A 23,815-nucleotide genomic window follows, 5' to 3' on the forward strand; every position below is an offset into this window, starting at 1 on the left:
GTCCTTGTTTTTAAGCCGATGAAGGCCGAAACAGCACTGTTTCGGCCTTCATTCTATTTTGGCCGCGAAGGCCGGGGGCGCATAAGATCAAGTGTTTTTGGCCGTCGCCTGCAGCACCGGCTCAGGGCAAGTCAAAAATTTTACCGGGATTGAGAATACGGTTGGGGTCGAAGGCTTGTTTCAGCGCCTGCATCAATTCCAGCTCAACCGGATCGATCAGGGCGGCCAGGGAGGCTTTGCGTTTGAGCCCAATGCCGTGTTCGCCGGACAGGCGGCCGCCTAATTGATAAACCGCCGCGTAGATTTGGCGCTGAAACAGCGGCAGCGTTTTTTCCCAGACGTCAAGCGGGAGCGGGCCTGGCTGAACCCGCAAGTGGATATTGCCGTCGCCGACGTGTCCGGCAATACGAAAATCAAATTGAAATTCGCTGATCAGCTGTTCCAGTGTTTGCACAAAGCTGTCGATCGCGTCAACCGGAACAACAAAGTCCTCCGATATGCTGACCGGATTTTTGAGGCTGTTCGGTTTCCCCCACATCCGTCTGGCCTGCCAGATTTCCTCGCCATTGGTTTCGAAAAAATCCAGCAGGCCCGGAGCCGCCAAAAGGGTTTGAAGACGGTCGTGCTTTTGTCTGACTTCAGTTTCATCGCCGGCTTCGGTTTGAATAATGACAACATCCCCGGTTTTTTGCCGGAAAAAAGATTTTTTCAGGTAGTCTTCCAGCCCTAACAGTGTTTTGCGGTCAAGCAATTCCAACGATATGGGATCGACCCGCCCATCGGCAAGCACGGTATTGATGGAGGTGAGAGCAGCGTTTAAGCCCGAGAAGACCGCCAGATAATTTTTAATGATGGGGGCAAGCGGCTGTAATTTCAGGGTAGCCCTGGTGACAATGCCAAGCGTTCCCTCAGAGCCGGCGATGAGGCGGGTCAGCGCATAGCCGGTTGAATTTTTTTTCAGGCGTCCGCCTAAGCTGACAATTTTACCTTGCGCGGTAACCACTTCCAGCTGGTATACCTGATCGGAGGTTACGCCGTATTTGACGGCCATGTTGCCGCCGGCATTGGTGGCGATGTTGCCGCCGATGACGCAGTCGTCATTGCTGCAGGGATCGCCGGCGTAAAGCAGGCCGTTTTCTCTGGCCGCCTGCTGGATATCGCAGGTACGGGCGGCGGCTTCAGCAATTAAATAACGCGCTTTCCTGTCAACATGGATAATCCGGTTGAGACGGCAAAGATCGAGCAGAATGCCGTCGTGCCGGGCAACTGCCCCGCCGGTCAGCCCGGTGCCGCCGCCGCGGGGGGTAACCGGTATCCGCTCCTGGTTGGCGAGGCGGACAATCGCTGCCACTTGGCCGGCATCGGCCGGATAAACGACAACGCCGGGGATCTGGCAGAGGTGGGGCGGCGTTCCCTCATCCCGGGCGTAATGGTCGGGAATATCGCTGCCGGTCAGTATATGACCGGCCCCGACGATAGCGGTGATGGCGGAAAGTATAGCAGGGGTTACCGGCTGATAAGGTTTCATGATGATGGCTCCTTTAAAGCGGATTGGCTCGTGCTAAGCAATTTCTTTGATTTCCCCGGTGAGATAAGGATTAAGATCATTGGTATAAATATCGGCGGGATTGACTGAACCTGGTTCGACAAACTGATTTTGCTCCATCATTTTAATCCAAAAATCCACTTTTACCGGGTCAATGGCATTTTCTACCGGATAAACTGTGCCGGCGGCTTTATCCTGTTCAATTTTTAAGTGCTCGGCCGCAATTTTCAAGGCCTCGGGATAATTCCGGTTAATCCAGTGCTGCGTTTTGACGGTAGCGGCGATATAGGCTTTAACGATGTCGGGATTGTCACGGATAAAATCCTCACTGAACGCCCGGGCGGAATAGGAACTGGCGGGGCCATTGCCTGCCGCCGTCCCGATGGCGAAGGTGTTGGTCAGGGGACGGAGGCCGCCGCGTTTAAGCGCTGACTGGGTGAAGACATTGTGAATGCCGGCGACGTCGATGATGCCCTGACGGAGTGAGTTTTCCGCCTGCCCGTCAGGCATGGGGATAAACGTAACCTGATCCCGGCCGATACCGTTTTGCCTGAGATACTCGGAGAACAGCAATTCGGTGCAGCTGCCGATGTAGCTAATCGAAACTTTTTTGCCGATTAAATCCTGAGGCGTTTTGATCGAACTGTCTTCCCGCACCAAATAGGTCATATGGATTTTATCCGGTTCAGGGTTGTCATAAGAACCCTGCAATACCATCTTGATTTTGGCCCCGGCCTGGCGGGCCTGGGCAATGGTTAGCACATGCCCTGCGGCAAAGAGATGATTATCGCCTTTGATGACCGACTGGGCCAGCATGCCGCCGCTGATTGCACCGGTATATTCGATGTTCAGGCCGGCTTCCTTGTAAAAACCAAGCCGTTCGCCAATATAGATTTCATTAAATCCGGTTTGCGTAGGCACTTTGAGCGTGAATTCCTTGGTCAGTTTGCCGTTAACAAATTTTGGCTTGTCGTCATCGGCGGTCGCGCTTTTACTGCAGCCGCTGAGAACAAGGGCGCCGGTCAGTAATAGCACTGCAAGTGCAGTGCTGAGGCGAAAACGATATTTCATTTAACAACACATCCTTTTTAAATTAGTAAATTCTTTTCATTCGCCTACGGTCAGTCCGCTGCGCCATGAGGTGTATTTTTTTTCCAGGTGAACCAGCGTGTAATTAGCGCAGTAGCCAAGCAGCGACATCAGCAGGATGGCTGCATACATCCGGGGAATTTGGAATTTTTGCTGGGTATCGAAAACGAGGAAGCCGAGACCGGCCTTGGCGCCGACCATTTCCGCCGCAATGAGGATCAGAATGGAGGTGGTGGCGCTCAGGCGGGCTCCGGTAAAAATAGCCGGCAATGAGGCCGGTAAAACCACGCGGAAGAAAATGGTCAGTTTAGAAGCGCCCATGGAACGGGCTGATTTAATCAGGAGCGGATCGACATTTTTAACGCCGGAGATGGTGTTGAGTAGAATCGGCCACTGCACCCCCCAATAAATAATCGCGATTTTGGATACTTCGCCAATGCCGAAAAAAAGAATAAACACCGGGAACAGCGCTAAGGCCGAAGTCTGACGGAAGGCCTGCAGGAGCGGATCGGCAAAGCGTTCAACTTTACTGAACCAGCCGATCAGCAGACCGAGCGCCACCGAAACAACAAAACCGAGGAAGAAGCCAATCAGGGTGCGCTGCAGGCTGGCGCCCAGGTGCTGAAAAAGCTCGCCGGTTTTCAGCATGGCCAGGATGGCGTCAAGCACTACCGATAACATTGGCAGAAAAAAGGGATCGACAAAGCCAAATCTTGGCAGCGCTTCCCACAGAGCCAGAAACAGAATAATGGCTAAAAAACGCTGGAAAAACGCGGTAAGACGTTGCAAAATGCGAATGATCAACTCAACTGCTCCTTTCTTGCTTAGTAAGAAAATAAAAGGCAGATACCTCCCTTGCAGGGAAATATCTGCCTTCAGATTTTTTCTGACCAGCGATAATCTTTTGGATGTATGATGAACTCTTAAAATTCCGGGATGAACTGCGCGGGGCTTTTCGCTCAGCCAAGCGACGACAACGCGGCTGGGCGGAAAAGCTGGTGCAGGAACCCGGAAGTTTTAGGGAACAGAATAACTTGATGATAAATAATCTTACACAGTTTTTATAAATTTGTCAAGGTTGAAACACGGATCGTACGGGGAGGTCTGGAAGGATGAGCCGGTCGCTCCGGAGTCCGGAGTGTTGCAGGGAAACAGCGGCATAAACGAGAAACAATACATTGTTAAAGAATGGGCGATAAGCGGGGTGGTGTTGTGTCCCTACAGAAACAGGCGGTCATTACGCACGCCAATGGCCTGCATGCCCGGGTGGCGGCGATGATTGTGCAAAAGGCCTATGAGCTGGAGCATAAGCGACAGGTCAGGCTGTTTTTCCGGCAGCCTGGCGGGGCGGCGGTTCCGGCGGTAGCTCTTATGCCGCTGGTAGCGTTAAGGGTAAAGCAGGGGGATGTGCTGCTGGTGGAAGCCGAGGGATTGGCGGCCGAACAAGCGGTTAGCGAAATGGCGGCTTTTGTTGAGAGCGATTTTCCGTTGGCTGATGCCGGTATTCTTAGTCAGGTTGATACGCTGCTGCAGGGCAATGCGGTTACTGCCGGACAAATTTTTGTCAGTATGGCCAACGGGCTGATCGTCACTGATGTTCATGATAATATCACTGTGTTTAATCCGGCGGCGGAGCGGATTATGGGGTTTGCGGCCAGCGCCGCAATCGGCAGAAAGGCGCAGGAGATCATTCCCGGTTCACGGCTGCATGTGGTGGCTCAGAGCAGGCAGGCTGAACTGGGCTGCCGGCAGAGGATCGGTTCTCTAAGCATTATTACCAACCGTACGCCGTTGATTGCCGATGACGTAGTGTATGGCGCTATGGCTATTTTTGAGGATATTTCGGCGCTGGAAGCGGTTATTGGCGAGTTGAGAGCGGTTAAGGAACTCAAAGAGCGGTTGCAGCTGGTACTGGAGTCGGTGCAGGATGGAATTTGTGTGGCGAATCCCGACGGCTGTATCACCTACGTCAATCCGGCTTATGTTGACTTGACCGGCCAATCGCGGGAACAGCTTATCGGTCAGAATGTCCGGGCCCTGTCGCCGGATGGTGCACGCAGCCGGGTGCTGTCCAGCGGCCAGGCTGTATTGGGCGCTATTGCCGCCAAACCGGACGGGGCGACGTTAATTGCCAATGTCAGCCCGATCATTGTTGATGGCGAGATTACCGGCGCTGTTTCAGTCGTCAAAAATGTCAGTGAAGTGCCTAAATTAATGCATCGTTTAAATCAAATGGCGGCAAAGGCTGAATACTTGGAGCAGGAACTGCGCCGGACGCAAAAACCTGGACCGGCTTTTCGTAATTTTATCGGCCGGAGCGGCAAGGCGCGGGAAGCTTTGGCTATTGCCGCAAAAGCGGCGGACAGCGGTGCGACAGTGCTGATTCGGGGGGAAAGCGGCACCGGCAAAGAATTGGTGGCTGAAGGCATTCATTATGCCGGCAAGCGTTCTGCCGGCCCTTTCATCCGGGTTAATTGCGCCGCCATTCCGGAAAACTTACTGGAAAGTGAATTGTTTGGCCATGAAAAGGGGGCCTTCACCGGGGCAATCAGGCAAAAACCCGGTAAGTTTAGCCTGGCGGACGGCGGTACGATTTTTCTGGATGAGATTGGCGAACTCAGCAAAAGCATGCAGGCCAAATTGCTGCGGGTACTGCAGCAGCGCGAGTTTTCCCGGGTGGGCGGCGAGGCTGTGATTAAGGTGAATGTGCGGATTATTGCCGCTACCAGCCGGAATTTGGAAAAGATGACCCGCGCGGAGGAGTTCCGGGAGGATCTTTATTACCGGTTAAATGTCATACCGATTATGCTGCCGCCGCTCAGGGAACGGTTGAGTGATATTCCCCTGCTGGCCGATTATTTTTTAGCCAAAATCGGCAGTCAGGAGGGCCGCCCTTCTCAGTCCTTGAATGGTGAGGCCTTGCGGGGCCTGATGGCATATTCCTGGCCGGGCAATGTGCGGGAACTGGAGAATGTGCTGGAACGCATGGTAACGCTTTCCGAGGGCGGTGTGCTTACGGCGGAGGATTTGCCGGTTCACATCCGTACCGCAGCGGAGGTAAGCCTGCGTCATTCACCAGCACCTGATTCCGGACTGCAGCCGCCGTTCACTGTCGAGACAGGTGAGCTTCAATCCTGGTCTGAATACGAAAAACAAATCATCACTTTGGCTCTCCGCAAATATGGCAGCTATAATGCCGCCGGCAAAGCGCTGGGGCTTACGCATAAAACCGTGGCTGCCAAAGCGCAAAAGTATGGGATTGAAAAAGTGATATCATGGAAAAAAAGTAGCGCCTTGGGAAAAAGTATCAATACGAAAAGCAATTAATTGATCATTTGGAACAACCCCTGCCGGGCGAAAGGCTGCCGGCAGGGGTTGTTCCTATTGGCATGCTTTTTGCAATGTTAATGGAATTGCCGGATACAATGGATCAATGTAGATGAGGAGGGCTGTTATTGTGAAAAAACTAATTAACGGAGCTGCGCAGGCAGGCGGAGAAATGGTACAGGGGATGACGCTGGCCCAATTTGCCAAAACCCGGCAGCGGGAGGAGTACTATGGTAGGTATTGTGATTGTGTCTCACAGCCGAAAGGTTGCTGAGGGAATCCGGGAACTGGCCCTGCAAATGGCGGCTCCGGCGCAGCTGATTATAGCCGCAGGCGGTACGGCTGACGGACTGATCGGCACAGATGCCTTCAAGATTAAAGAGGCCATTGCCGCCGCCGATAGCGGTGATGGTGTATTGGTAATGGTCGATCTGGGCAGCGCAGTGTTAAGCGCTGAAAGGGCAATTAAAATGCTGGAGGGGGAGCCCAGGCAGGTGAAAATTGCCGATGCGCCCATTGTGGAGGGCACAATTGCCGCAGCGGTTGAAGCTTCGGTGGGGCAGCCGCTCGGCAATGTTGCGGCTACTGCTGAAGGCGCGCGTGAGCTTAGAAAACAATAGGACAAACTGGAGGAATAATGAATGATTGAACTAGCATTGACATTAACCAATAAGGCCGGCCTGCATGCCAGGCCTGCTGCGCAATTTGTGCAAAAAGCCGCCGGCTTTCAAAGTAAAGTGACGATTGCCGCCGGCGGTAAGACTGCCGACGCCAAAAGCATCCTGGCTGTTATGAGCCTGGCTCTGACCGGCGGCAGGTCATTTACCCTGACGGTTGACGGGGCTGATGAACAGGGCTGCGCCGATGCCTTGCGGGCGTTGGTTGAAAGTAATTTTGGCGAGGTATAAGGCGATGGAGAAAATGTGGCAGGGACTTGGCGTTGTTCCGGGTATCGCCATTGGCCGGGTTAAGCTGGTGTCGGCCGATCTTACGGCGGCTTTGGAGCAGTACACTGCCGGCAGCCGGGACGAGGAAAATGCCAAATTAACCGCAGCTTTGGCTACGGCTGACGCTGAACTTGGCCGGCTGGCGGCTCAGGCCCGTCAGGCCGGGCAACCGGGGCAGGCGGAAATTATGGAGGCGCATCAGGCGATGGCATCAGACCCGGAACTGCTGGCCGATACCGGCGCTAAAATCAGTCAGGGCATTCCGGCTCCACAGGCTGTTTTGGCTGCGACGAAGGAATTTGCGGCAATATTTTCCGGCCTGGATGATCCTTATTTTCAGGAGCGGGCGGCCGATTTACGCGATATCGGGCGGCGGATTGCCAGAATACTGACCGGTGGGGAAACGCTGGATTTTGGCTCCGGGCCGGTGGTGTTATGCGCTGAAGAGATTGAACCATCGCTGGCGGCTGCCATGCCGGCCGGGCAGGTTGTCGGCCTTGTACTCGGACAGGGCAGCCGGACATCGCATACGATCATTATTGCCAAAGCGCAGGGCATTCCGGCCGTTGCCGGTTTAGGAGCGGCCGCAGCCGCTTTGCCCGAGGGCGCTGAAATTGTTATTGACGGGTATAACGGCCAGGTGCTGCTTAATCCCCCGGCAGGCAAGCTGGCCGAAATGCAGGCCAAAATCGCCGCTGAGCAAGAGCTGCGGCAGCAGGACGGTATGTTGGCGGACCTCCCGGCGGTCACCCAGGATGGCCGTACTGTCCAACTCGCGGCCAATATTGGCGGACCGGCGGATATGGCGGCTGCGCTTAAGCAAGGCTGCGAAGGGGTTGGTCTGTTTCGCAGCGAGTTTTTATTTATGGGCCGAGAGCATCCCCCTGATGAAGAAGAACAATTTAATGCTTACCGCCGGGTCATTGAGCAATGCGGCGATAAGCCGTGCATTATCCGGACGATGGATATCGGCGGCGATAAACCATTGCCGTATCTTCATATTGGGAAAGAGGACAACCCCTTTTTAGGGCTAAGAGCCATTAGAGTCAGTCTGGCGGAACCGGCGCTGTTTTTGACTCAGCTCAAGGCAATTCTGCGGGCTGGCGTGTACGGCAGGGCCGCCGTTATGCTGCCAATGGTCATTAGTGAGGGGGAAATTCGCCGGGCGCGGCAATATCTCGGCCAGGCCGGAGCTGAACTTGAACAGCAGGGGAAAGCTTATGCTCCGGCGGTGGAACTGGGCATTATGATTGAGACCCCGGCGGCTGCGGTAATGGCGTCAGAACTGGCCGGCGAATGCGATTTTTTTAGTATCGGCACAAACGATCTGGTACAGTATACTTTGGCTGTTGACCGCGGCAATACGGCGGTGAGCGGTCTGTACAGCCATTTTCATCCGGCGGTGCTCAGGCTGATTGACGGCGTTATTAAAGCAGCTCATGCCCGTAACGTCTGGGTCGGCATGTGCGGTGAGATGGCCGGCGATCCTTTGGCGGCTCCTTTACTGACGGCAATGGGCATTGATGAACTTAGCATGAGCGCACCGTTGATCCCGCGGGTCAAGGCGGTGATCAGGCAGCTCAAACTGTCTGATGCCACTGCCGTTTTGACCCGGGCGCTTAGCCAAAACGATCCTCAGGCCGTTCAGTCGCTGCTGACAGACTTTTTAGCTGGCAGCCGGCGGCCGGACTGACATTCTTTACCGGGAAACAGCCCGCCTGCTGGTTGGCGCCAGCAGGTCGGGCTGTTTTTTTGTTCTAATTGGTCAATTCTATCATAAGCATCCTAAAGGGGGGTATGCGTAGTGATATTTGGAGTGGTTAATCGTCCCAAAACCTACTTTGCAATTGTGACCTTTGTCATTTTCAGCTTGTTTATCAGCATCTTAGGCCTGGAGTACTGGGATGAAGTTAACCTGGCGGCCATTCCCAACCAGCCTGCAGCTAAACCGCCAGGCCGGGTATCTATTGTTATTCATACTTCAGCAAGAATACTGGAGCTTCACAACGACGGGAAGCTCTATAAAAAATACCGGATCGCAGTTGGCAAGAGCAGTACGCCTACCCCGATCGGCGAGTGGGTGGTCATTTGGAAATCGTATCGTTCGGGCGATATTTTCGGTACCAGGTTCCTGGCGCTGGATGTGCCGTGGGGCGGTTACGGCATTCATGGCACCAATCAGCCCTGGAGCATTGGGCATTTTGCCAGCCACGGCTGCATCCGTATGCGGAATAAGGATATCGAAGAGTTGTTCGAGTGGGTGCCGGTGGGAACGCCGGTTCGCATTGCCGGACAAATGCTGCGGATGCAGCGAACGCTTAAATATGAGTCGCTGGGCGAAGATGTGGTGCAGCTGCAAAACAAATTAAAAGCATTAGGCTATCTGGAAGGGCGGGCTGACGGCTTTTTTAACCGTGATACCGAGCAGGCGGTAAAACGGTTTCAGCATGACCATGGACTGAAGGCGGACGGAATTGTTGATACTAAGACATTACAGTCGCTGGGCTTTTAAAGGACTGCCCGAAGCGGGAGCGGCCGGGCAGACAAGAACAAAATGATGATAAAAAGGGTTTTGGGCAATGCTATAGAAAATGGTCATATACTGAACGGCAGAGGATAACATGAATTAGGAGCAGGTGACAGCTACAGATGATCTTCGGGGCGCGCATTGTCAAAACCGGTATTGCGGTAATGATTACGATGTATGTTTGTAAATTTTTTAATTTGGAGCCGGCTTTTTTTGGCGCTGTTTCGGCGGTAATCAATATGCAGCCGTCAATACTGCTGACACTGAAGACGGCCAGGGATCAATTTCTGGTGCATATTCTGGGGGTCGGAGCCGGACTGCTGTTTGGCTATCTGTTTGGCGGAAATCCCCTGTCTATGGGGGCAATAACCATTTTTATGATCGCCGTATATTTAAAGCTTAATTTAAAAAGCGGCATTGCCATGGGGATTGTTGCGGCCGTGTTTGTGTTAAGCTCCAGTCAGGAACAATTTTTGCCCAATGCCCTGAACCGGACGGCGGTAATCTTTGCCGGTCTTAGTATCGCCATGCTGGTCAATATCCTTCTGTGGCCGCCGCGTTATCAGCAGCAGTTTAAGGAAAAGCTGGCAGCCGCAAATTCGGCGGTGGTTCATTACTTCTGCCGGGCTGTCCGGGAGTATGTGCGGCTTGATGCCGCAGCGCCGGATTTAAATGCTGCGCAAAAGGAAAAGGTATATCAGCTTAATAAGGAAGTCCGTACGCTGTTTAATCTGTTAAAGCGGGAGGGCGGATTGCTGGCAAGCGGGATCGCGGAGCAGGATGAGTGGATTTTTACTGCCGGGAAACTGATTGAATATAATAAAACTTTAGCTGAAAAGGCCGACCGGATTTATGGACTGGTAGTTGAGCGGTATGATCGCCGCACCAACTCGGGCATACCGCCAATCAGCAATGAGTTTAAAGAAATTCTGGTGATTTTGGAGAGCGGCTGTACGATTGTGCACAGAGTGAACGGCAAACTCCGGCAGGCAGTGATTGAGGGCTTGCCGGTTAAAACCGAGGCCATCAGTGAAGAGTACTGGGAAAGGCTGACTAAGGCAATCGAACAATGGCAACCGAGGCTTACTGCCAGCACGTATTATCTGCATGCATTAATTGAAGCTGCCGTGACGGCCAATGAAATCAAGTGGGCTACCAGGCAGGGGAAAAGATTGCTTATAGAAGCCGCCGCGGAAACTGACGGCGGGAGGCAGAGCTAAATTGAGGTGCTGACATAAAATGACCGGTTCCTGCCTGGCTTGACCGGAAGGGTGAGGCGGCGCCGAAGCGCTTACGCCTGGTGCTTTTTTTCGGCGGCGGCGGTGTAGTAGTCATTAAAGGCTTTCTGAAACTGGATTTTGGCCCAGCCGCGCAGATCAGGGTCGCCGCCCAGCATAAGCTGTTGTAAAATGCCAATCATTTTTTGCAGGTCGGAATCAAATACAGTAAGGGTCTCCGGCTGCGTTTTGCTCTGTTGCGGACCCAGCAGCAGCCAATCGGTGGTAATTTGATAAAAGGTGCACAAGGTGACAATTGCATCGGCGGTGGGTTTGACTTCGTCTTTTTCGTAGCGGCTCAGGTTACTGCTGGATAAGCCGGTTTGTTTAGCCAGGCGCTGCAATGTCAGTTGGGTGGACTGACGCAAAAACAGCAACCGGTTGCCAAGTGTATTCAAATGTACCTGTTTCAGCACTTCCACCTTCTCTGTTAAAATAATTACCAAATATGCAAAAAAATGTTGCATATTAGCCATATATGGGATAAAATAAATTATAGCTGATTACTGAAAGGTTATTACGGGATCAAAGGTGCTTGGGGGCTTTTTTCCTTCAGCGGGATACCGGTAACTAACGCCAGCAACCAGGCAGTCGTTATATTCTTTCATTATTTTGAATTATTTATTGCAAAGTTGGCAAAACCTTTTACTGTAATTTCTCCATGCCGCCGATTCTTGTTTTTATCCGGCTGCGGTGCTGACAATTGCCGGCGCAGTTGAACGGTGTGTTGTGGTCTTTAGGCCTGATGGCTGACAGGAATTTTTTGTCACAGCAATCAAAAAATGTCTAGTGTTCCTATTATAGTATTATAACAATAGATTTTATTTCAGTCCACTTTGGGGAATTTTACCGGACACCGCCCGGATATAATGCCGGGATGTTTCTATTGCCTGCAAAGCCTTCTGCAATTCGTTTGCAGAAGGCTTGTTTTTTTACTGCCTGAAACGTGTTTTCTTTATCGTCGCCTTGCTGGGCGAAAAATTCGCGCAATTCATCCGGTTGCTTTAGACTTGCGGACTGCTGCTTTTCAATATGTCGACAATTTGACATTGAAAAAATCCCATTTATGGGATATAATAAATTTTGTAAAAATTTGCTATTCTTTGTCAACAATAACTTTTTTGCCTCCGGGAAAACTGCGGGGTTTGGTTTGCCGGTTGGTGTATGAAGCCTTTCAAAAACAGGCAAATGATCAAAAGGTAAGGGCGCAAAGCTATGGGCCCAAGGGTGCTGATCGGCAGGCTGTATTTTTTATCTGGAATTGCGTCTGCCGGCACGATAACCAGCTTTGCAACTGCGCTTGTCATAATTTGCCGGAAAGCCAGGGGAGAATATGAAAAGTTTATCGTTTCCTGCCTTAAAAACAGGGTCTAGCCGTAAAAAAGAGAGGGTTGCCCCGGCAGCTACTGAACAACAGCCGGAATTTAACAGGCAGCATTTGGCGCAATTAATTCAAAACTGTGACCGGCTGACAAGGGCCGGCGCTGATATTTCCATGATGTTAAACCAGTATAATAAAGTAATTGAATATTATTTACATATGTTGAATTTTATCAGAGATCATGCGTTGGAGAAAAAATTTATTGCTTATATGAAGGAACAAAAAGCTTTTTTAGATAGAAAATAAACCGGCTTTTACCGGTGTCACCCATCAAGGGGTGTTTTTACCATGCAGAAAGCAGGTAAAGGCACCCCTTGATGGGTGTGGTGCGCCGGAGACAGGGATGGCGAAGGAGTTTTGCTAAAATAGTTGAATAGTTATAGTAGAAAATTTTGCTAAGCGGGGATTCACCCCGGATCAAGACAAAAGGAGGAGGGAAATGACGGTGTTAAGATTCTGTCCGGCTTGCGGTCAAAAGCTGTTAAAGGCAAGCCTGATGAACTATTGCGCCAGTTGCGGGCAAAAGCTGGCTGACCTGGCCGGCTTAGCTGAAAGTCCCGGTGCGGCGGCCGCCGCCAAGCTGCCCCGCAATGTTCATCCAAGTACTCCCGATGCTGACTCAGGTCAGCGGAGCAAGCCGCCGGAGTCGGCTGAATATTATAGTGTGGTATTAAAGTCCTGCGGTAATCAGCAACGGGTGACTGAACGACTGAGCAAAGTTCTCCGCCGCAGTATTACGGCTACCAGAATGGCGGTTGAATTAATTCCCTGCCTTGTACTGTATAAAAGTAAAGCTGCTGCTGTGCAGGCGGTTACAACTATTTTTGCAGAAGAACGGCTGCATTATACGGTGATCACAGGTGAGGCCAGAGCCAGTGCGCCTGCTTTACCGGGATTGGATCAGGAAATGCAGTATCTGCTGAAGCATGCGCCCGCCGGTTTGTGGTTAGGCGAATTTATCCGGATGGTTATCCCCTCAGTTGAACGGAAAAGCGGTTTTGCTGCGTTGATTGCAACAGATTGCGGCCTGTACTTATTTAACCGGCCGTTTACCGGAACCTGTTCGGACAGAGTGATTATTCCTTACGCCTGGCTGGCCGATATTCTTGTAGCGAATGACAACCGGTTAATTTTGGTAGATAAAGAGGATGCCGGTGAGGACTGGCTGCGTGTTACTGAGGCGGGGCAGCTGGCGAGCTTGTATCGGCTGATTAAACAAGTCCTGGTACGGGACGCCGGGAATTGTTGTCCACAATGAGCTTAGGCCTGCATTTATCAGGTGCAGGCCTAAACCGGAAATAGCAAGCAAGGGACTTTCTAACGATTGCTGGCGAACGTTGTTAATCGTTATGAACCCAGAAGATCGCTACAAAAATAACGAGTATGAACCAAATCCAGTTTCCGTTGTTGTGATGTTTATGGTGATGGTGATTTCTTTCCATTAAATTTCCTCCTCGTCAAATGATATAGGATTACCGTATTATATGCCCGGCCGGATCATTTTGACACCGGTTATGAACGAACGCAGACATCGAATAACCAGACAAAACCACCATCCCGGGATGGTGGTTTTGTCTGGTTATTCCTATTTTTAAGGCATCTAAGAATCGGCCGGCGTTAGAATCCCCCCGGAGCGCTGCTCCGGCATCTTCTCAAACCTTTGTCGTAACTGTCGGGCTTTTTGCATTTTAAAATTTTTTTGCGCAAGTTTTTCCTGGTTGACCGGTTCCAGTTTATCGCCATAACGGGCGAACAGCATGCTGTCCAGTTCTTCCTGGGATAAGGTGTATGAGTGTAGTTCCGGCTCCATGTTTTTCTTCATAGCCATCTCCTTCCAAGTACTCTGCAGCCAGTACCTGACCGGATTGAACCTCAAAGCTTTAATCCGGTCAAGGTACTGGCATTATTCTACCCGGAAATATTGAAATACATGTCAATAAAATTCCAAGGGAAATCCAAAAAAAAATTGTTAAGATGTAGATACTTTCAATGAATATTTTGTTAAATGAGGTATGAATATGGACTACAAAATTTACTTGTTGGAAAATAATGCTGCTTTTAGACAAGTTTTGGCGTATTGTTTTGAACAAGAAGGCTGGAATGTTCAGAGCTTCGGCGAAACCGACGCTCCGCTGGCCCGGGTCAGGGAGTGTCCCGACTTATGGATTCTGGACGCCGATGGCGAGGCCGGCTTTAGAGTAATGAAAGCGGTGAAAGAGCAAACGGTCGATGTACCCATTATTTTGACTTCAGAAAAGGAACGGATCATTAACCGGGTACTGGGCCTGGAATTTGGCTGTTACGATGTTGTGATTAAACCTTTTGCTCCCCGGGAGCTGGTTCTCAGAGTCCACCGGCTTATTTTGGAGCATGCCAAACAAAGCAGTTTGGCAATTGACCGGCAGATGATAAAACTGCAGAATTACTTTATTGATTTGGATCAGCGCGTGGTTAGCAGTGATGAAGGCAATTTCAAGCTTACATCAAAAGAGTTTGAGCTGCTGTACCTGCTGGCCCGCAATCAGGGACTGGCTTTATCCAGAGAGCAAATTATCCGGGCGATCTGGGGTGAGGACTATTACGGTTCAGACCGGGTGGTCGACGATCTTATGCGGCGTATGCGCCGCAAATTAAAGAAGCTCCGGGTAGAAACCTTATATGGCTTCGGCTACCGGATCATTGCCTAATCAGCAGTTCGGCTTAAAAAACTGGCGCATTTGCGGCCAGTTTTTTTATGCTGAGAAACGTCCGGCGACATAGGGGCCGCCGATTGCCCGTTTTCGGCCGGCCCGGCGGGAGTCTGCTTTTTCCGCCCATAAAATCGCATTGTCTTCCCATTGTTATCACACATTAATTCCATAAAATAATAAATTATAGGGGAATGCGCCGGGATAATCCCATAGTTGAGGAGGAAAGCTAAATGGCATTTAAAGTTTATTTGGTTGATCAGGACGAAGCTTTTTGTGAAATGTTAGTCTTTTTTCTGACAAGGGAGGGGTGCCAGGTAACTGTTTTTGGCCAGGGAGTCAAGCCTCTTGACCGGGTGGAGGAACGGCCGGATTTATGGATTATCAGTGTGGATGACGGTGCGGGCTTTAAGGTCATGACTGCAGTTAAGGCCATTGACGAAGCTGCAGCGGTTATTTTAACTTCCGCGCGGGAGCAGCTCCTGGACAGGGTGCTGGGCTTGGAGCTGGGCTGTGAGGACTTTTTGCTGAAGCCTTTATCGCCGCGCGAATTGGTGCTCAGAATACGGAAAATGCGGGAGCCCGCCAATCCCTTGCCGGCAGCGGCCGGGGTTAATCTGCAGGAATATAAGCTCGAACCGGATAAGCGTATTGCAGTCAGTGAGCAGGAGGTTGTCGGCCTGACTTCCAAAGAGTTTGAGCTTTTGCTGGTGTTCTGCCGTCACCGCGGCCTCATTTTATCGCGCGAGCAGATTTTACAGCTGGTATGGGGGGAAGGCTATTCCGGTCCTGACAGGGTGGTTGACGACTTGGTGCGGCGGACCCGGCGAAAAATGAAAAAACTCCGCATTGAGACCATCTATGGCTATGGCTACCGGGTATCCTAAGGACAGGTTTGATTTGAGATAACGCAACAATGCCGCGGACTGCGGCGTTGTTGCGTTTTTTGTGCAGGCTTGTCCATGATATCACACTGCCTTCCCATTGTTATCCCACAAAAACTTCGTACAATGAAATCGGGTATCAACAGGCCTGTTTTGCCGGAATTTGTAAAAAAAGATCTCTATATCAACCTTAAGGAGGAAAAAAGTCATGAGTACAATTACAACCACAACTGAGTATTGGTCAAACCCGACGACAGTGGACACCGGAACGACAAAGAGTACATCGACGATTGTCGATTACGACACGTTTTTTTCGCTGTTGATCACGGAATTGCAAAATCAGGACCCGACCGATCCGGTAAGCAACACGGAATATGTGTCCCAGCTGGCCCAACTGGCTTCCTTGGGACAACTGGAGTCGGTAACCACCTCGATCAATGCTTCGCAGGCCTATGCGCTGATCGGCAAAGAGGTAACGTATCAAACCACTGATGACAGCGGAAAAACAGCGACCGGCAGCGGCACGGTTGATTCGGTGGTCATCAGCAGCGGCACCGCTTATCTCAAAATCGGCAGCAACATGGTGAAAACAGATGCCGTCACTGAAGTAAAATAGGCTTCATTTGGATTCCACACCAGCCGGACCCGATGGGAGGCTGGCATCTATTTCTGATGTACCGATGAAATAGAAATGTCAGGAGGAACAGTTTATGATGATGTCCATGTATTCAGCCCTGTCCGGGCTGAAATCGCAGCAGACCAAGCTGAATGTTATTTCCAATAACATCGCCAATGTCAATACTGCGGGTTATAAAAGCCAAACCGTCGGGTTTGCCGACCTGCTTAGTCAGACCATTGCCGGGGCCACCGGCGCAAATGACGCCACCGGCAAAGGCGGTACCAATGCCCAGCAAATTGGCCTGGGGGTCAGTGTTTCTTCGATCACCACCAATATGACAACCGGCAGCAGTCAGTATACCGGCAATGATACTGATTTAATGATCAGCGGCAGCGGTTTTTTTATTTTGCAAGGCGGTTCGACCGGGGAATACCAGTTCAGCCGGGCCGGCAACTTTGGCGTTGACGCCAGCGGCAACCTGACACTTGACGGTTATAAGGTCTGCGGCTGGCAGGATAACAGCTCCGGCAGCTACAACACCCAGACCGAGGTAGAGCCGCTTAATCTGTTTAGCGACAGTTATACCGGCAATAAAAAAGTAATTGCCCCGTCAGCAACCAGTGAGGCTACACTGACCGGCAACCTTGATCCTTCGGCTGAGGCGCACGGAACTTATCCCACGACCATTGACACCACCGGTCTCAGCGCGGACGGAACTTCGACAATGACCGTCGTCGATACCCAGGGCAACAGCTATGATGTGAAAGTGAATTTTTATAAAGTCGGCGTTGACGGCACCGGCACCGACAGCGCGACAACCACCTGGAAATGGGAGCTGGCTGACGCCAGCAGTGCTTTAACGGTTACCGGCGGCGAAGGTTATCTGACCTTTGACGCCAACGGCAAGATCATCACCAGCGATACGGCCTATGCCACCAACCCGTCGGTAACTTTGGCGGCAACCGGCGCCAGCGCCGGTTCGGCGCCGTTTACAGTCGCTTTGGATTTCACCGGAGTTTCCACTTATTCCGGCGATGACGACAGCGGCGTAACCGCTACGGCCAACGGTTATGAGTCAGGTGAACTGCAAAGCTATTCCATGGGCAGTGACGGCATCATCACCGGCACCTACAGCAATGGCAAGCAGCAAACGCTGGGACAAATTGCGCTGGCGGTATTTAATAATGCCAGCGGTCTGGAGAAAATCGGCAATAACCTGTATGCTACGACCGCCAATTCAGGCGATTATACCGGCGGGGTTGTAGCCGGAACCCATGGTTCAGGCGCTTTGAGTTCGGGAACGCTGGAAATGTCCAATGTCGACCTGGCTTCGCAGCTAAGTGAGATGATGATTACCCAGCGGGCTTATCAGGCCAACAGTAAGATTATTACCACTTCGGATACGATTCTCCAGGAGATCATCAATATGGTCCGGTAATCGTTGATCAAATGCAGGAGAGGGTGAAAAGTCTAATGTCAACCTTCGGCGCTTATGGAATAGCCGTTTCCGGGATGTTTGCCAACCGGACCGGGCTGAGTGTGGTAAGCAATAATATTACCAATGTGAATACGGTGGGTTACTCGCGGCAGCAAACCGCTTTGGCTGAAGCCTGCCTGCTGAAATCAAGCGGATCGGAAGGCAGCGGCGTTACCGTCCAGGAAATCCGGCGGGCGCGCAATGCCTTGCTGGACCAGACCTATCGCAGCCAAAATGCGCAGGCTGAATATTGGAACGCCAAGAGCGCCACGCTGACCGATTTGCAAAGTATGCTAAATGAATTTGGCGCGGCGGACGGTACGGACGATACCGGATTGCAGCAGGCGCTGACCGACTTTTTTGGCAGCTGGGACGAACTTGCCAAGGATCCTTCGGCGCAGAGCGCCCGCAGCTCCGTGGTTGAATCGACGGAATCGCTGCTGGGGATGCTGGATCAGCTTGACAGCCAGTTGAGAGCTTTGCAGTCGGATGCCGTCGTAAAAGCCGGCGATGCGGTAACTGATCTGAATGATCTGGCGCAACAGGTGGCCAAGCTGAATGTAGAGATACTGAAAACCGAAACAGCCGATGTTGAAGCCAGTGATCTCCGGGATCAGCGCGATGTATTGCTGGACCAAATGTCGGCTCTGGTCAGTATCAGGGTTGAAGAACAGGATAACGGCATGGTAAATGTCAGCATTGGCGGCATTCCCGTGGTCAATGAAAAGAAAACTTACCCGCTTGAACTGGCCGGCGATGGTTCGGCGGACAGTCCTCTCGTTGTAAACAGTACCAGTTTGGATGGTACTGTTAAAATTAGCGGCGGCAGTTTAAAAGCTTATTTGGAAGAGGCGGACTGGAGCGGTGCGGCCGCAATTGACACGGCCAGTCTGCCCTACGCGTATACGGCTGCGGCTAGTCACTCGGTTGCTAGTTTGTGGCAGGGCCTGAATGACCTGGCGGTCACCGTAGCCAATGCGGTAAACCAATTGCAGCTTACCGGGATTGATCTGGATGGGGAAAGCGGCGTAGCTTTTTTTGTCGCTGTTGATGAGGACCAGCCGTTAGGTCTGGGCAATATCGCAATCAATTCTGCGCTGGATGATCTTGATAAAATAGTGACTTCTACGACCGGTCAATCCGGCGATAACACGATTGCCAATGCCATTGTCGCACTGCAGGATCAGAACTTATTTAGCTTTGACGGCCTGGCCGTTGATCTGAATGGTTTTTATGAAGCCGTGATTTCCTGGGTGGGCACGGCCGGGACAAATGCCGAAAGCACGGCCAGCACTACGGCCAGCCTGGCTACGCAGGCTGAAAATCAGCGGCAGGCTCTGTCAGCGGTGTCGCTGGATGAAGAAATGAGCAGAATGATCACTTACCAGAACGCCTACAGCGCCAATGCCAGAGTGTTAAGCACCATTGACAGCATGCTGGCGGATTTAATTGAAGAACTTGGTTAAAGACCCAATGTTTTTTCTTATGTGGAGGTGAGGAAAATGGCGTCAACTTTTATGGGGCTGAATACGGCTACCAGGGGATTATACAGCGCCGCCACCGGTTTGCTGGTTACCAGCAATAATGTCAGCAATGTTTCTACAGAGGGTTATTCACGGCAGGTGGTTAACCAGTCGGCGACCACTCCGGCGGCTGTTTACAGCAGCAGCGGTATTGTCGGCGGCGGCTCGCAGGTCAATAGTGTCGACCGGGTCAGGAATTTCCGGCTGGACCAAAAATATTGGTCGGAAAACAGCAGTCTGGGTGAATGGGAGAGTAAATCCGGTTTATTGACCGAAATTGAAGAAATTATGGGTGAACCGCAGAGCAACGGCTTTACTACTGTAATGGACGAATTCTATTCGGCGCTGGAGGATTTATCAAGCGATCCCAGTGGCGCGGCAGCCAGAGCCAGTGTTCAGGAAACGGGCAATGCCATCTGTCAGTATTTGAATGATGCTGCAAACAGATTGTCCGATTTACAGGAATCCGTCAATCGCGATGTCGGCACTGCGGTTAGTCAAATTAATTCCTATGCCGAGCAAATTGCCAAACTGAATGAGCAAATCCGGGTGGCCGGCGTGATTGGCGGCAGCACCAACGAGCTTGAGGACCAGCGGGATTTGCTGGTAGACAAGCTATCCGGCCTGACTTCGATCAGTGTAACCCAGACTGTTGTGGGGCAGAATCCGTCAGGCGCAGATATTTACAGTTATACGATCAGTAGCGGCGGTTCGACCCTGGTAAATGCCGGAAGTGCGCAAAAGCTGGAAACCTATGAGAATTCAGCCGGCCTGTATGGCGTTCGCTGGCAGGACAGCGGCAGTGAATATACACCAAGCGGCGGAGCGTTAAAGGGGTATCTGGATGTGCGGGATGGTACGGGGGAAGACGGGCAATACAAGGGAGTTGCCTATTATAGCGCCCAGCTGGATAATTTTGCCCGGATTTTCGCCGAGGCTTTTAATGAGGGCGTCTATGCCGGCGGCGCTGTTTCCGATTACAGCGGACATGCCGGCGGGGTGACGACAGAAGGGGAAACCGGTATTCGCTTTTTCTCTTATGACAAAACATCATCAACGAATATTGCTGCGGATATCGCTGCAAACGGGCTGGATGCGGCCTATGCCAAAATTACGGCAGCCAATATTTCGCTTTCCTCCGAGATTGCGGAAGATGTTAAGAACATTGCAGCAGCTTCGGCGGCAAACCAATCGGAAAACAATGAGAACATTCTTGATCTGATTTCTATTACCAAAGACAGCGGCATGTTTAACAAGGGAACGCCTGAGGATTCGATGAATGCCATTATTGCCACACTGGGAACCAGCAGTTCCTATGCGCAAAACCGGACGGAGAATCAGGAAAAAAGCGTAAAAAATGCCGATGACCGGCGAACCTCGGTATCCGGCGTGTCTTCTGACGAAGAGGCTGCCAATTTAACCAAATATGAACAGGCGTACAGCGCATCGGCCCAGCTTGTGACTGTCTGGAATTCAATCTATCAGACGACCATTAATATGGTGTCCGATTAAGAAGGAAAGGAGGTATTTTGATGCGGATTACCAATAGTATGCTAACCTCCAACAGTGTTTGGAATCTCAATAAAAACCTGCAGCGGCTCAGCCAGGCCCAGCAAACGATGGCGTCTCAGTCCAACATCCAGCTTCCGTCGGACGACCCGGTCATTGCAACACGGGCCATTAAGTACCGCAATTATGTGTCAAATGTGGAACAATATCAAAAAAATACGGAAGATGCCACTGCCTGGATGAAGGTAACCGAGAGCGCGATAGGCGAGCTGACCGATGTGCTGAAGCGGATCAGGGAACTGACGGTAAACGGAGCCAATGATGCAACTTTGGCTGCTTCGGACAAAGAAGCTATTTTGACGGAAGTCAGCCAGCTGAAAGAAAGTGTCGTGGACATTATGAATACCTCGTATGCCGGACGGTATGTTTTTGGCGGTTACTCCACCGATTCCCCTCCTTACGAAATTGTTTCCACTGATGTCGGCGACAAGGTGATGTTCAAGGGAAGCTATCTGAGTCTGGGAGGCCCGGTTTCCGAAAGCGCTGACCTGACTGCGTTTTGCGAGGCTAATGCCGGACAGTCTTATTCCGGGGAAGAAAAGCAGACCATTCGCTATAATGTCGGCTTTGGCAGCCAAATGGCCGTCAATGTCGAAGGCCAGGATGTCATTGGTAAAGAGACGGGGCTGAATTTGTTCGACAGTATTGACAAATTATTGTTGGCGCTAGGCGGTGAGACTTCCTATCAAACGGCTGAAATCACCGATGGCAGTCCGCCGGTGGTGACAACCACTACCCATGAGTTAAACACCAGCGCACTGCTGGATGACTTTGACGCCGATCTTGACAGGATTTCGGCGGCGCGCGCCAGCCTGGGGGCCAGAATGAATGTTGCCAGTATGCGTTCCGACCGGCTGGCCAGTGACGAAATTACTTATAATGAATTGATGAGCAACAATGAAGATGCCGATGTGGCCCAGGCTTCCATTGACGTTTCGACTGCTCAGGCCGTATATCAGGCTTCGCTGTCGGTTTCGGCCAAGGTGATGAGCAAAAGCCTGGTGGATTATTTAAGTTAATGGCTGGGTAAAGGAGGAGAGGATTATGGCTACAACCAGTTCCGGTACGATTACTTCGGTGACCAGCAACGGAACCAGCCGGATTACCGGCTTGTCGTCCGGCATTGATGTGGATTCCCTGGTTGAGCAGTTAATGAGTGCGGAGCAGTATAAACTGAACAGGCTGAAGCAGCAGCAGCAGCTGGCAACCTGGCGGCAGGAGCAATACCGGGAAATGACCACCTCGGTTACGGCTTTTGCCGACAAATACCTCAACACGCTTTCGTCCAGCAGCATGCTGAGTCAGTCCACATACACCCAGTTTGCGGCAACGTCCAGTTCCAGCGCCGTAACCGTCAAAGCCGGCGCAACCGCAACAGCCGCCACGCATACCATTGAAGTCAGTCAGCTGGCTACGGCGGCTACGCTGGCCAGCTCCGGCGGCATAACCGCCAATATTCAGGGCTCGACTGCCGCTGATTTTACTGCAGCGCAGGGCAGCAGTTTTGTTTTGACGGTGGACGGCACCAGCCGAACGGTAACGCTGGGCGCTGATGCCCAAGACGTGGAGGATTTGCAGGAGGCTGTTGATACGGCTGTCGGGGCGGATAAAGTAACCGTCAGTGTGGATGATGAAGGACTGCTGATATTTTCAGCAGCCGCCGACAGCGGTGTGCAGCAGATCACCCTGGCCGCGCCGTCGAGCGGCGGCAGTGCGCTGACAGCGCTCGGGTTTAGCAGCAGCGACAGTCTGACTAACCGGTTAAGTACAACCGATACGCTGGAAACTGTCGCCGCCAAGCTGGGCACAGCCTTTTCATTTAATGACGAGGGACAACTATCTTTTACCATGAATGATATTGCGTTTACGTTTGATATGGATGACACCCTGGCCGAAATGATCAGTGAAATCAATTCCAGCGATGCCGGGGTAACGATGAAATATGACAGTCTGAGCGATCAGCTGTCGCTTACGGCAACTGAGACCGGAGCGGGCGCGACGCTTGTCGCCAGTGAAGACGGGGGAACCTTTCTGGCCGCAGTGCTCAATCAGGCCACTGCCGGAACTGACGCCAAGCTTACTCTGGACGGGCAGTCACTTACCCGCAGCGCCAACACTCTGACCGTTGACGGCGTTACTTATACGCTGAATTCCGTAACAACGGAAGCGGCCACCATTGGCGTAACCAGGGATACGGACGCCATTTACGACGCGATCAATAATTTTATTACCGACTACAACAGTTTAATTGATTTAATTAATACCAAGATCAGTGAAGATTACGATTCCGATTATCCGCCGCTGACCGCAGCTCAGGAGGCGGAGATGTCGGAATCGGAAATTGAGAAATGGAACGAACAAGCTACAACCGGCTTGCTGCATAGTGATTCCATGCTGCAGAATATGCTGTCTTCTCTGCGTGAGACCATGCTGACCGTGGTTGCCGGACAGAGCGCCACCTTCTATACCATCGGCATTACTACCGGCACCTATGATGAAAAAGGCAAACTCCATATTGACGAAGACAAATTAAAAGCCGCCCTGGAAAGCAATCCCGGGGAGGTAATGGATCTTTTCTGCCAGCAATCAACTTCTTATTCCGGGACAACCACAGTACGCTCGCTAACGAGCAGCGAACGCGCCGTAAGGTATAAGGAGGAAGGGATCGCTTACCGCTTCTATGATGTTTTACAGGATTATATTGGCACAACCAGAGATCTGTCCGGCAATAAAGGCTTGCTGCTGGAGAAGGCGGGCATGGAGAATGACGCCTCCAATACGGATAATATCCTCACCGACCAGCTGAACGATCTGGCGGCCAGGATTGAAGCGGAAGAGGAGCGGCTCGAGGCTAAAGAAACCCAGTATTACAACAAGTATACTTATATGGAAACCTATATTTCCACGCTCACCGCCCAGTTGGCGGTCTTCTCCAGCGATAGCAGCAGCAGTTAGGGAGCGG

23 protein-coding genes are annotated in these 23,815 nt (G+C 51.7%); 17 read left to right on the forward strand and 6 right to left on the reverse strand.

Features of this window, described 5'->3' with window-relative positions:
* Positions 1-121: 121 nt before the first annotated feature.
* From BLR06_RS13215 to BLR06_RS13225, 3 genes are read right to left on the reverse strand one after another with little or no spacing between them, the layout of a single operon-like run.
* Entirely contained in the window at positions 122-1,528 is a 1,407-nt protein-coding gene (locus tag BLR06_RS13215) for an FAD-binding oxidoreductase (RefSeq protein ID WP_092073988.1), read from the reverse strand.
* 33 nt (positions 1,529-1,561) lie between these two features.
* Positions 1,562-2,617 carry an ABC transporter substrate-binding protein gene (locus tag BLR06_RS13220; RefSeq protein WP_092073990.1) on the reverse strand — a complete coding sequence of 352 codons (1,056 nt, stop codon included), beginning with the start codon at positions 2,615-2,617 and terminating at the stop codon, positions 1,562-1,564.
* A 36-nt stretch (positions 2,618-2,653) separates the two neighbouring features.
* Entirely contained in the window at positions 2,654-3,439 is a 786-nt protein-coding gene (locus BLR06_RS13225; protein ID WP_245698150.1) for an ABC transporter permease, read from the reverse strand.
* A gap of 408 nt (positions 3,440-3,847) precedes the next feature.
* Between BLR06_RS13225 and BLR06_RS13230 the strand changes: the two genes are divergently transcribed.
* From BLR06_RS13230 to BLR06_RS13255, 7 genes are all read left to right on the forward strand, one after another.
* Positions 3,848-5,962, forward strand: coding sequence for a sigma 54-interacting transcriptional regulator (locus tag BLR06_RS13230; RefSeq protein ID WP_092073992.1), 2,115 nt, complete (start codon positions 3,848-3,850; stop codon positions 5,960-5,962).
* A 130-nt stretch (positions 5,963-6,092) separates the two neighbouring features.
* Positions 6,093-6,236, forward strand: a complete 144-nt coding sequence (locus tag BLR06_RS19585) for a hypothetical protein (protein ID WP_173812719.1) — start codon at positions 6,093-6,095, stop codon at positions 6,234-6,236.
* A complete protein-coding gene (gene dhaM, locus BLR06_RS13235) occupies positions 6,193-6,582 on the forward strand; it encodes a dihydroxyacetone kinase phosphoryl donor subunit DhaM (protein ID WP_092073995.1) in 390 nt (129 codons plus the stop codon). Before BLR06_RS19585 ends, dhaM begins: the two co-directional genes overlap by 44 nt.
* A gap of 21 nt (positions 6,583-6,603) precedes the next feature.
* Positions 6,604-6,870: an HPr family phosphocarrier protein gene (locus BLR06_RS13240; RefSeq protein ID WP_092073997.1), complete on the forward strand. Its 267-nt coding sequence runs from the start codon at positions 6,604-6,606 to the stop codon at positions 6,868-6,870.
* 4 nt (positions 6,871-6,874) lie between these two features.
* A complete protein-coding gene (ptsP, locus tag BLR06_RS13245; protein WP_092073999.1) occupies positions 6,875-8,602 on the forward strand; it encodes a phosphoenolpyruvate--protein phosphotransferase in 1,728 nt (575 codons plus the stop codon).
* Positions 8,603-8,713: 111 nt separating this feature from the next.
* Positions 8,714-9,421, forward strand: a complete 708-nt coding sequence (locus tag BLR06_RS13250) for a L,D-transpeptidase family protein (RefSeq protein ID WP_092074001.1) — start codon at positions 8,714-8,716, stop codon at positions 9,419-9,421.
* 137 nt (positions 9,422-9,558) lie between these two features.
* Positions 9,559-10,656 (forward strand): FUSC family protein, encoded by a 1,098-nt coding sequence (locus tag BLR06_RS13255; protein ID WP_092074003.1) that lies wholly within the window; start codon positions 9,559-9,561, stop codon positions 10,654-10,656.
* 71 nt (positions 10,657-10,727) lie between these two features.
* Here the strand turns inward: BLR06_RS13255 and BLR06_RS13260 are convergent, their stop codons facing one another.
* Together BLR06_RS13260 and BLR06_RS19260 are read right to left on the reverse strand one after the other, a co-directional pair.
* Complete coding sequence (locus BLR06_RS13260) at positions 10,728-11,129, reverse strand: helix-turn-helix domain-containing protein (protein ID WP_173812717.1); 402 nt, start codon at positions 11,127-11,129, stop codon at positions 10,728-10,730.
* A gap of 430 nt (positions 11,130-11,559) precedes the next feature.
* Positions 11,560-11,826, reverse strand: a complete 267-nt coding sequence (locus BLR06_RS19260; RefSeq protein ID WP_173812715.1) for a hypothetical protein — start codon at positions 11,824-11,826, stop codon at positions 11,560-11,562.
* 220 nt (positions 11,827-12,046) lie between these two features.
* Here BLR06_RS19260 and BLR06_RS13275 point away from each other — a divergent pair, with 220 nt between their 5' ends.
* Together BLR06_RS13275 and BLR06_RS13280 are read left to right on the forward strand one after the other, a co-directional pair.
* Positions 12,047-12,340 (forward strand): hypothetical protein, encoded by a 294-nt coding sequence (locus BLR06_RS13275; RefSeq protein ID WP_092074011.1) that lies wholly within the window; start codon positions 12,047-12,049, stop codon positions 12,338-12,340.
* 193 nt (positions 12,341-12,533) lie between these two features.
* Positions 12,534-13,352, forward strand: coding sequence for a hypothetical protein (locus BLR06_RS13280; RefSeq protein WP_092074013.1), 819 nt, complete (start codon positions 12,534-12,536; stop codon positions 13,350-13,352).
* A 342-nt stretch (positions 13,353-13,694) separates the two neighbouring features.
* On the opposite strand, the gene BLR06_RS13285 is transcribed toward BLR06_RS13280, so the two are convergent.
* Positions 13,695-13,916, reverse strand: coding sequence for a hypothetical protein (locus BLR06_RS13285; protein ID WP_092074015.1), 222 nt, complete (start codon positions 13,914-13,916; stop codon positions 13,695-13,697).
* Between the two features lie 196 nt (positions 13,917-14,112).
* Here BLR06_RS13285 and BLR06_RS13290 point away from each other — a divergent pair, with 196 nt between their 5' ends.
* The 8 genes from BLR06_RS13290 (at position 14,113) to fliD (ending at position 23,808) form a co-directional block, all read left to right on the forward strand.
* Positions 14,113-14,781, forward strand: a complete 669-nt coding sequence (locus tag BLR06_RS13290) for a response regulator transcription factor (RefSeq protein ID WP_173812713.1) — start codon at positions 14,113-14,115, stop codon at positions 14,779-14,781.
* Positions 14,782-15,014: 233 nt separating this feature from the next.
* Positions 15,015-15,668 (forward strand): response regulator transcription factor, encoded by a 654-nt coding sequence (locus BLR06_RS13295; RefSeq protein WP_092074019.1) that lies wholly within the window; start codon positions 15,015-15,017, stop codon positions 15,666-15,668.
* A gap of 205 nt (positions 15,669-15,873) precedes the next feature.
* The gene (locus tag BLR06_RS13300; RefSeq protein WP_092074021.1) at positions 15,874-16,281 is read left to right on the forward strand and encodes a flagellar hook assembly protein FlgD; all 408 of its coding nucleotides are present in this window, start codon (positions 15,874-15,876) and stop codon (positions 16,279-16,281) included.
* Between the two features lie 94 nt (positions 16,282-16,375).
* Entirely contained in the window at positions 16,376-17,722 is a 1,347-nt protein-coding gene (locus tag BLR06_RS13305; protein ID WP_092074023.1) for a flagellar hook protein FlgE, read from the forward strand.
* Positions 17,723-17,745: 23 nt separating this feature from the next.
* On the forward strand, positions 17,746-19,227 hold the full coding sequence (gene flgK, locus BLR06_RS13310) for a flagellar hook-associated protein FlgK (RefSeq protein WP_173812711.1): 1,482 nt from the start codon (positions 17,746-17,748) through the stop codon (positions 19,225-19,227).
* Between the two features lie 36 nt (positions 19,228-19,263).
* On the forward strand, positions 19,264-20,796 hold the full coding sequence (gene flgK, locus BLR06_RS13315) for a flagellar hook-associated protein FlgK (RefSeq protein WP_092074027.1): 1,533 nt from the start codon (positions 19,264-19,266) through the stop codon (positions 20,794-20,796).
* A 20-nt stretch (positions 20,797-20,816) separates the two neighbouring features.
* Entirely contained in the window at positions 20,817-21,872 is a 1,056-nt protein-coding gene (gene flgL / locus BLR06_RS13320; RefSeq protein WP_092074029.1) for a flagellar hook-associated protein FlgL, read from the forward strand.
* A 25-nt stretch (positions 21,873-21,897) separates the two neighbouring features.
* Positions 21,898-23,808 carry a flagellar filament capping protein FliD gene (gene fliD / locus BLR06_RS13325; protein ID WP_217636905.1) on the forward strand — a complete coding sequence of 637 codons (1,911 nt, stop codon included), beginning with the start codon at positions 21,898-21,900 and terminating at the stop codon, positions 23,806-23,808.
* Positions 23,809-23,815: the final 7 nt, after the last annotated feature.

The sequence above is a fragment of the Dendrosporobacter quercicolus genome (assembly GCF_900104455.1).
GTDB classification, from domain to species: domain Bacteria; phylum Bacillota; class Negativicutes; order DSM-1736; family Dendrosporobacteraceae; genus Dendrosporobacter; species Dendrosporobacter quercicolus.

Excerpts from the sequence above, each read along its gene's own strand:
- BLR06_RS13215 (WP_092073988.1), bottom strand. The coding sequence starts at position 1,528 with ATGAAACCTTATCAGCCGGTAACCCCTGCTATACTTTCCGCCATCACC.
- BLR06_RS13220 (WP_092073990.1), bottom strand. The coding sequence starts at position 2,617 with ATGAAATATCGTTTTCGCCTCAGCACTGCACTTGCAGTGCTATTACTG.
- dhaM (WP_092073995.1), top strand. The coding sequence starts at position 6,193 with ATGGTAGGTATTGTGATTGTGTCTCACAGCCGAAAGGTTGCTGAGGGA.
- BLR06_RS13240 (WP_092073997.1), top strand. The coding sequence starts at position 6,604 with ATGATTGAACTAGCATTGACATTAACCAATAAGGCCGGCCTGCATGCC.
- ptsP (WP_092073999.1), top strand. The coding sequence starts at position 6,875 with ATGGAGAAAATGTGGCAGGGACTTGGCGTTGTTCCGGGTATCGCCATT.
- BLR06_RS13255 (WP_092074003.1), top strand. The coding sequence starts at position 9,559 with ATGATCTTCGGGGCGCGCATTGTCAAAACCGGTATTGCGGTAATGATT.
- BLR06_RS13275 (WP_092074011.1), top strand. The coding sequence starts at position 12,047 with ATGAAAAGTTTATCGTTTCCTGCCTTAAAAACAGGGTCTAGCCGTAAA.
- BLR06_RS13280 (WP_092074013.1), top strand. The coding sequence starts at position 12,534 with ATGACGGTGTTAAGATTCTGTCCGGCTTGCGGTCAAAAGCTGTTAAAG.
- BLR06_RS13285 (WP_092074015.1), bottom strand. The coding sequence starts at position 13,916 with ATGAAGAAAAACATGGAGCCGGAACTACACTCATACACCTTATCCCAG.
- BLR06_RS13290 (WP_173812713.1), top strand. The coding sequence starts at position 14,113 with ATGGACTACAAAATTTACTTGTTGGAAAATAATGCTGCTTTTAGACAA.
- BLR06_RS13295 (WP_092074019.1), top strand. The coding sequence starts at position 15,015 with ATGGCATTTAAAGTTTATTTGGTTGATCAGGACGAAGCTTTTTGTGAA.
- BLR06_RS13300 (WP_092074021.1), top strand. The coding sequence starts at position 15,874 with ATGAGTACAATTACAACCACAACTGAGTATTGGTCAAACCCGACGACA.
- BLR06_RS13305 (WP_092074023.1), top strand. The coding sequence starts at position 16,376 with ATGATGATGTCCATGTATTCAGCCCTGTCCGGGCTGAAATCGCAGCAG.
- flgK (WP_092074027.1), top strand. The coding sequence starts at position 19,264 with ATGGCGTCAACTTTTATGGGGCTGAATACGGCTACCAGGGGATTATAC.
- flgL (WP_092074029.1), top strand. The coding sequence starts at position 20,817 with ATGCGGATTACCAATAGTATGCTAACCTCCAACAGTGTTTGGAATCTC.
- fliD (WP_217636905.1), top strand. The coding sequence starts at position 21,898 with ATGGCTACAACCAGTTCCGGTACGATTACTTCGGTGACCAGCAACGGA.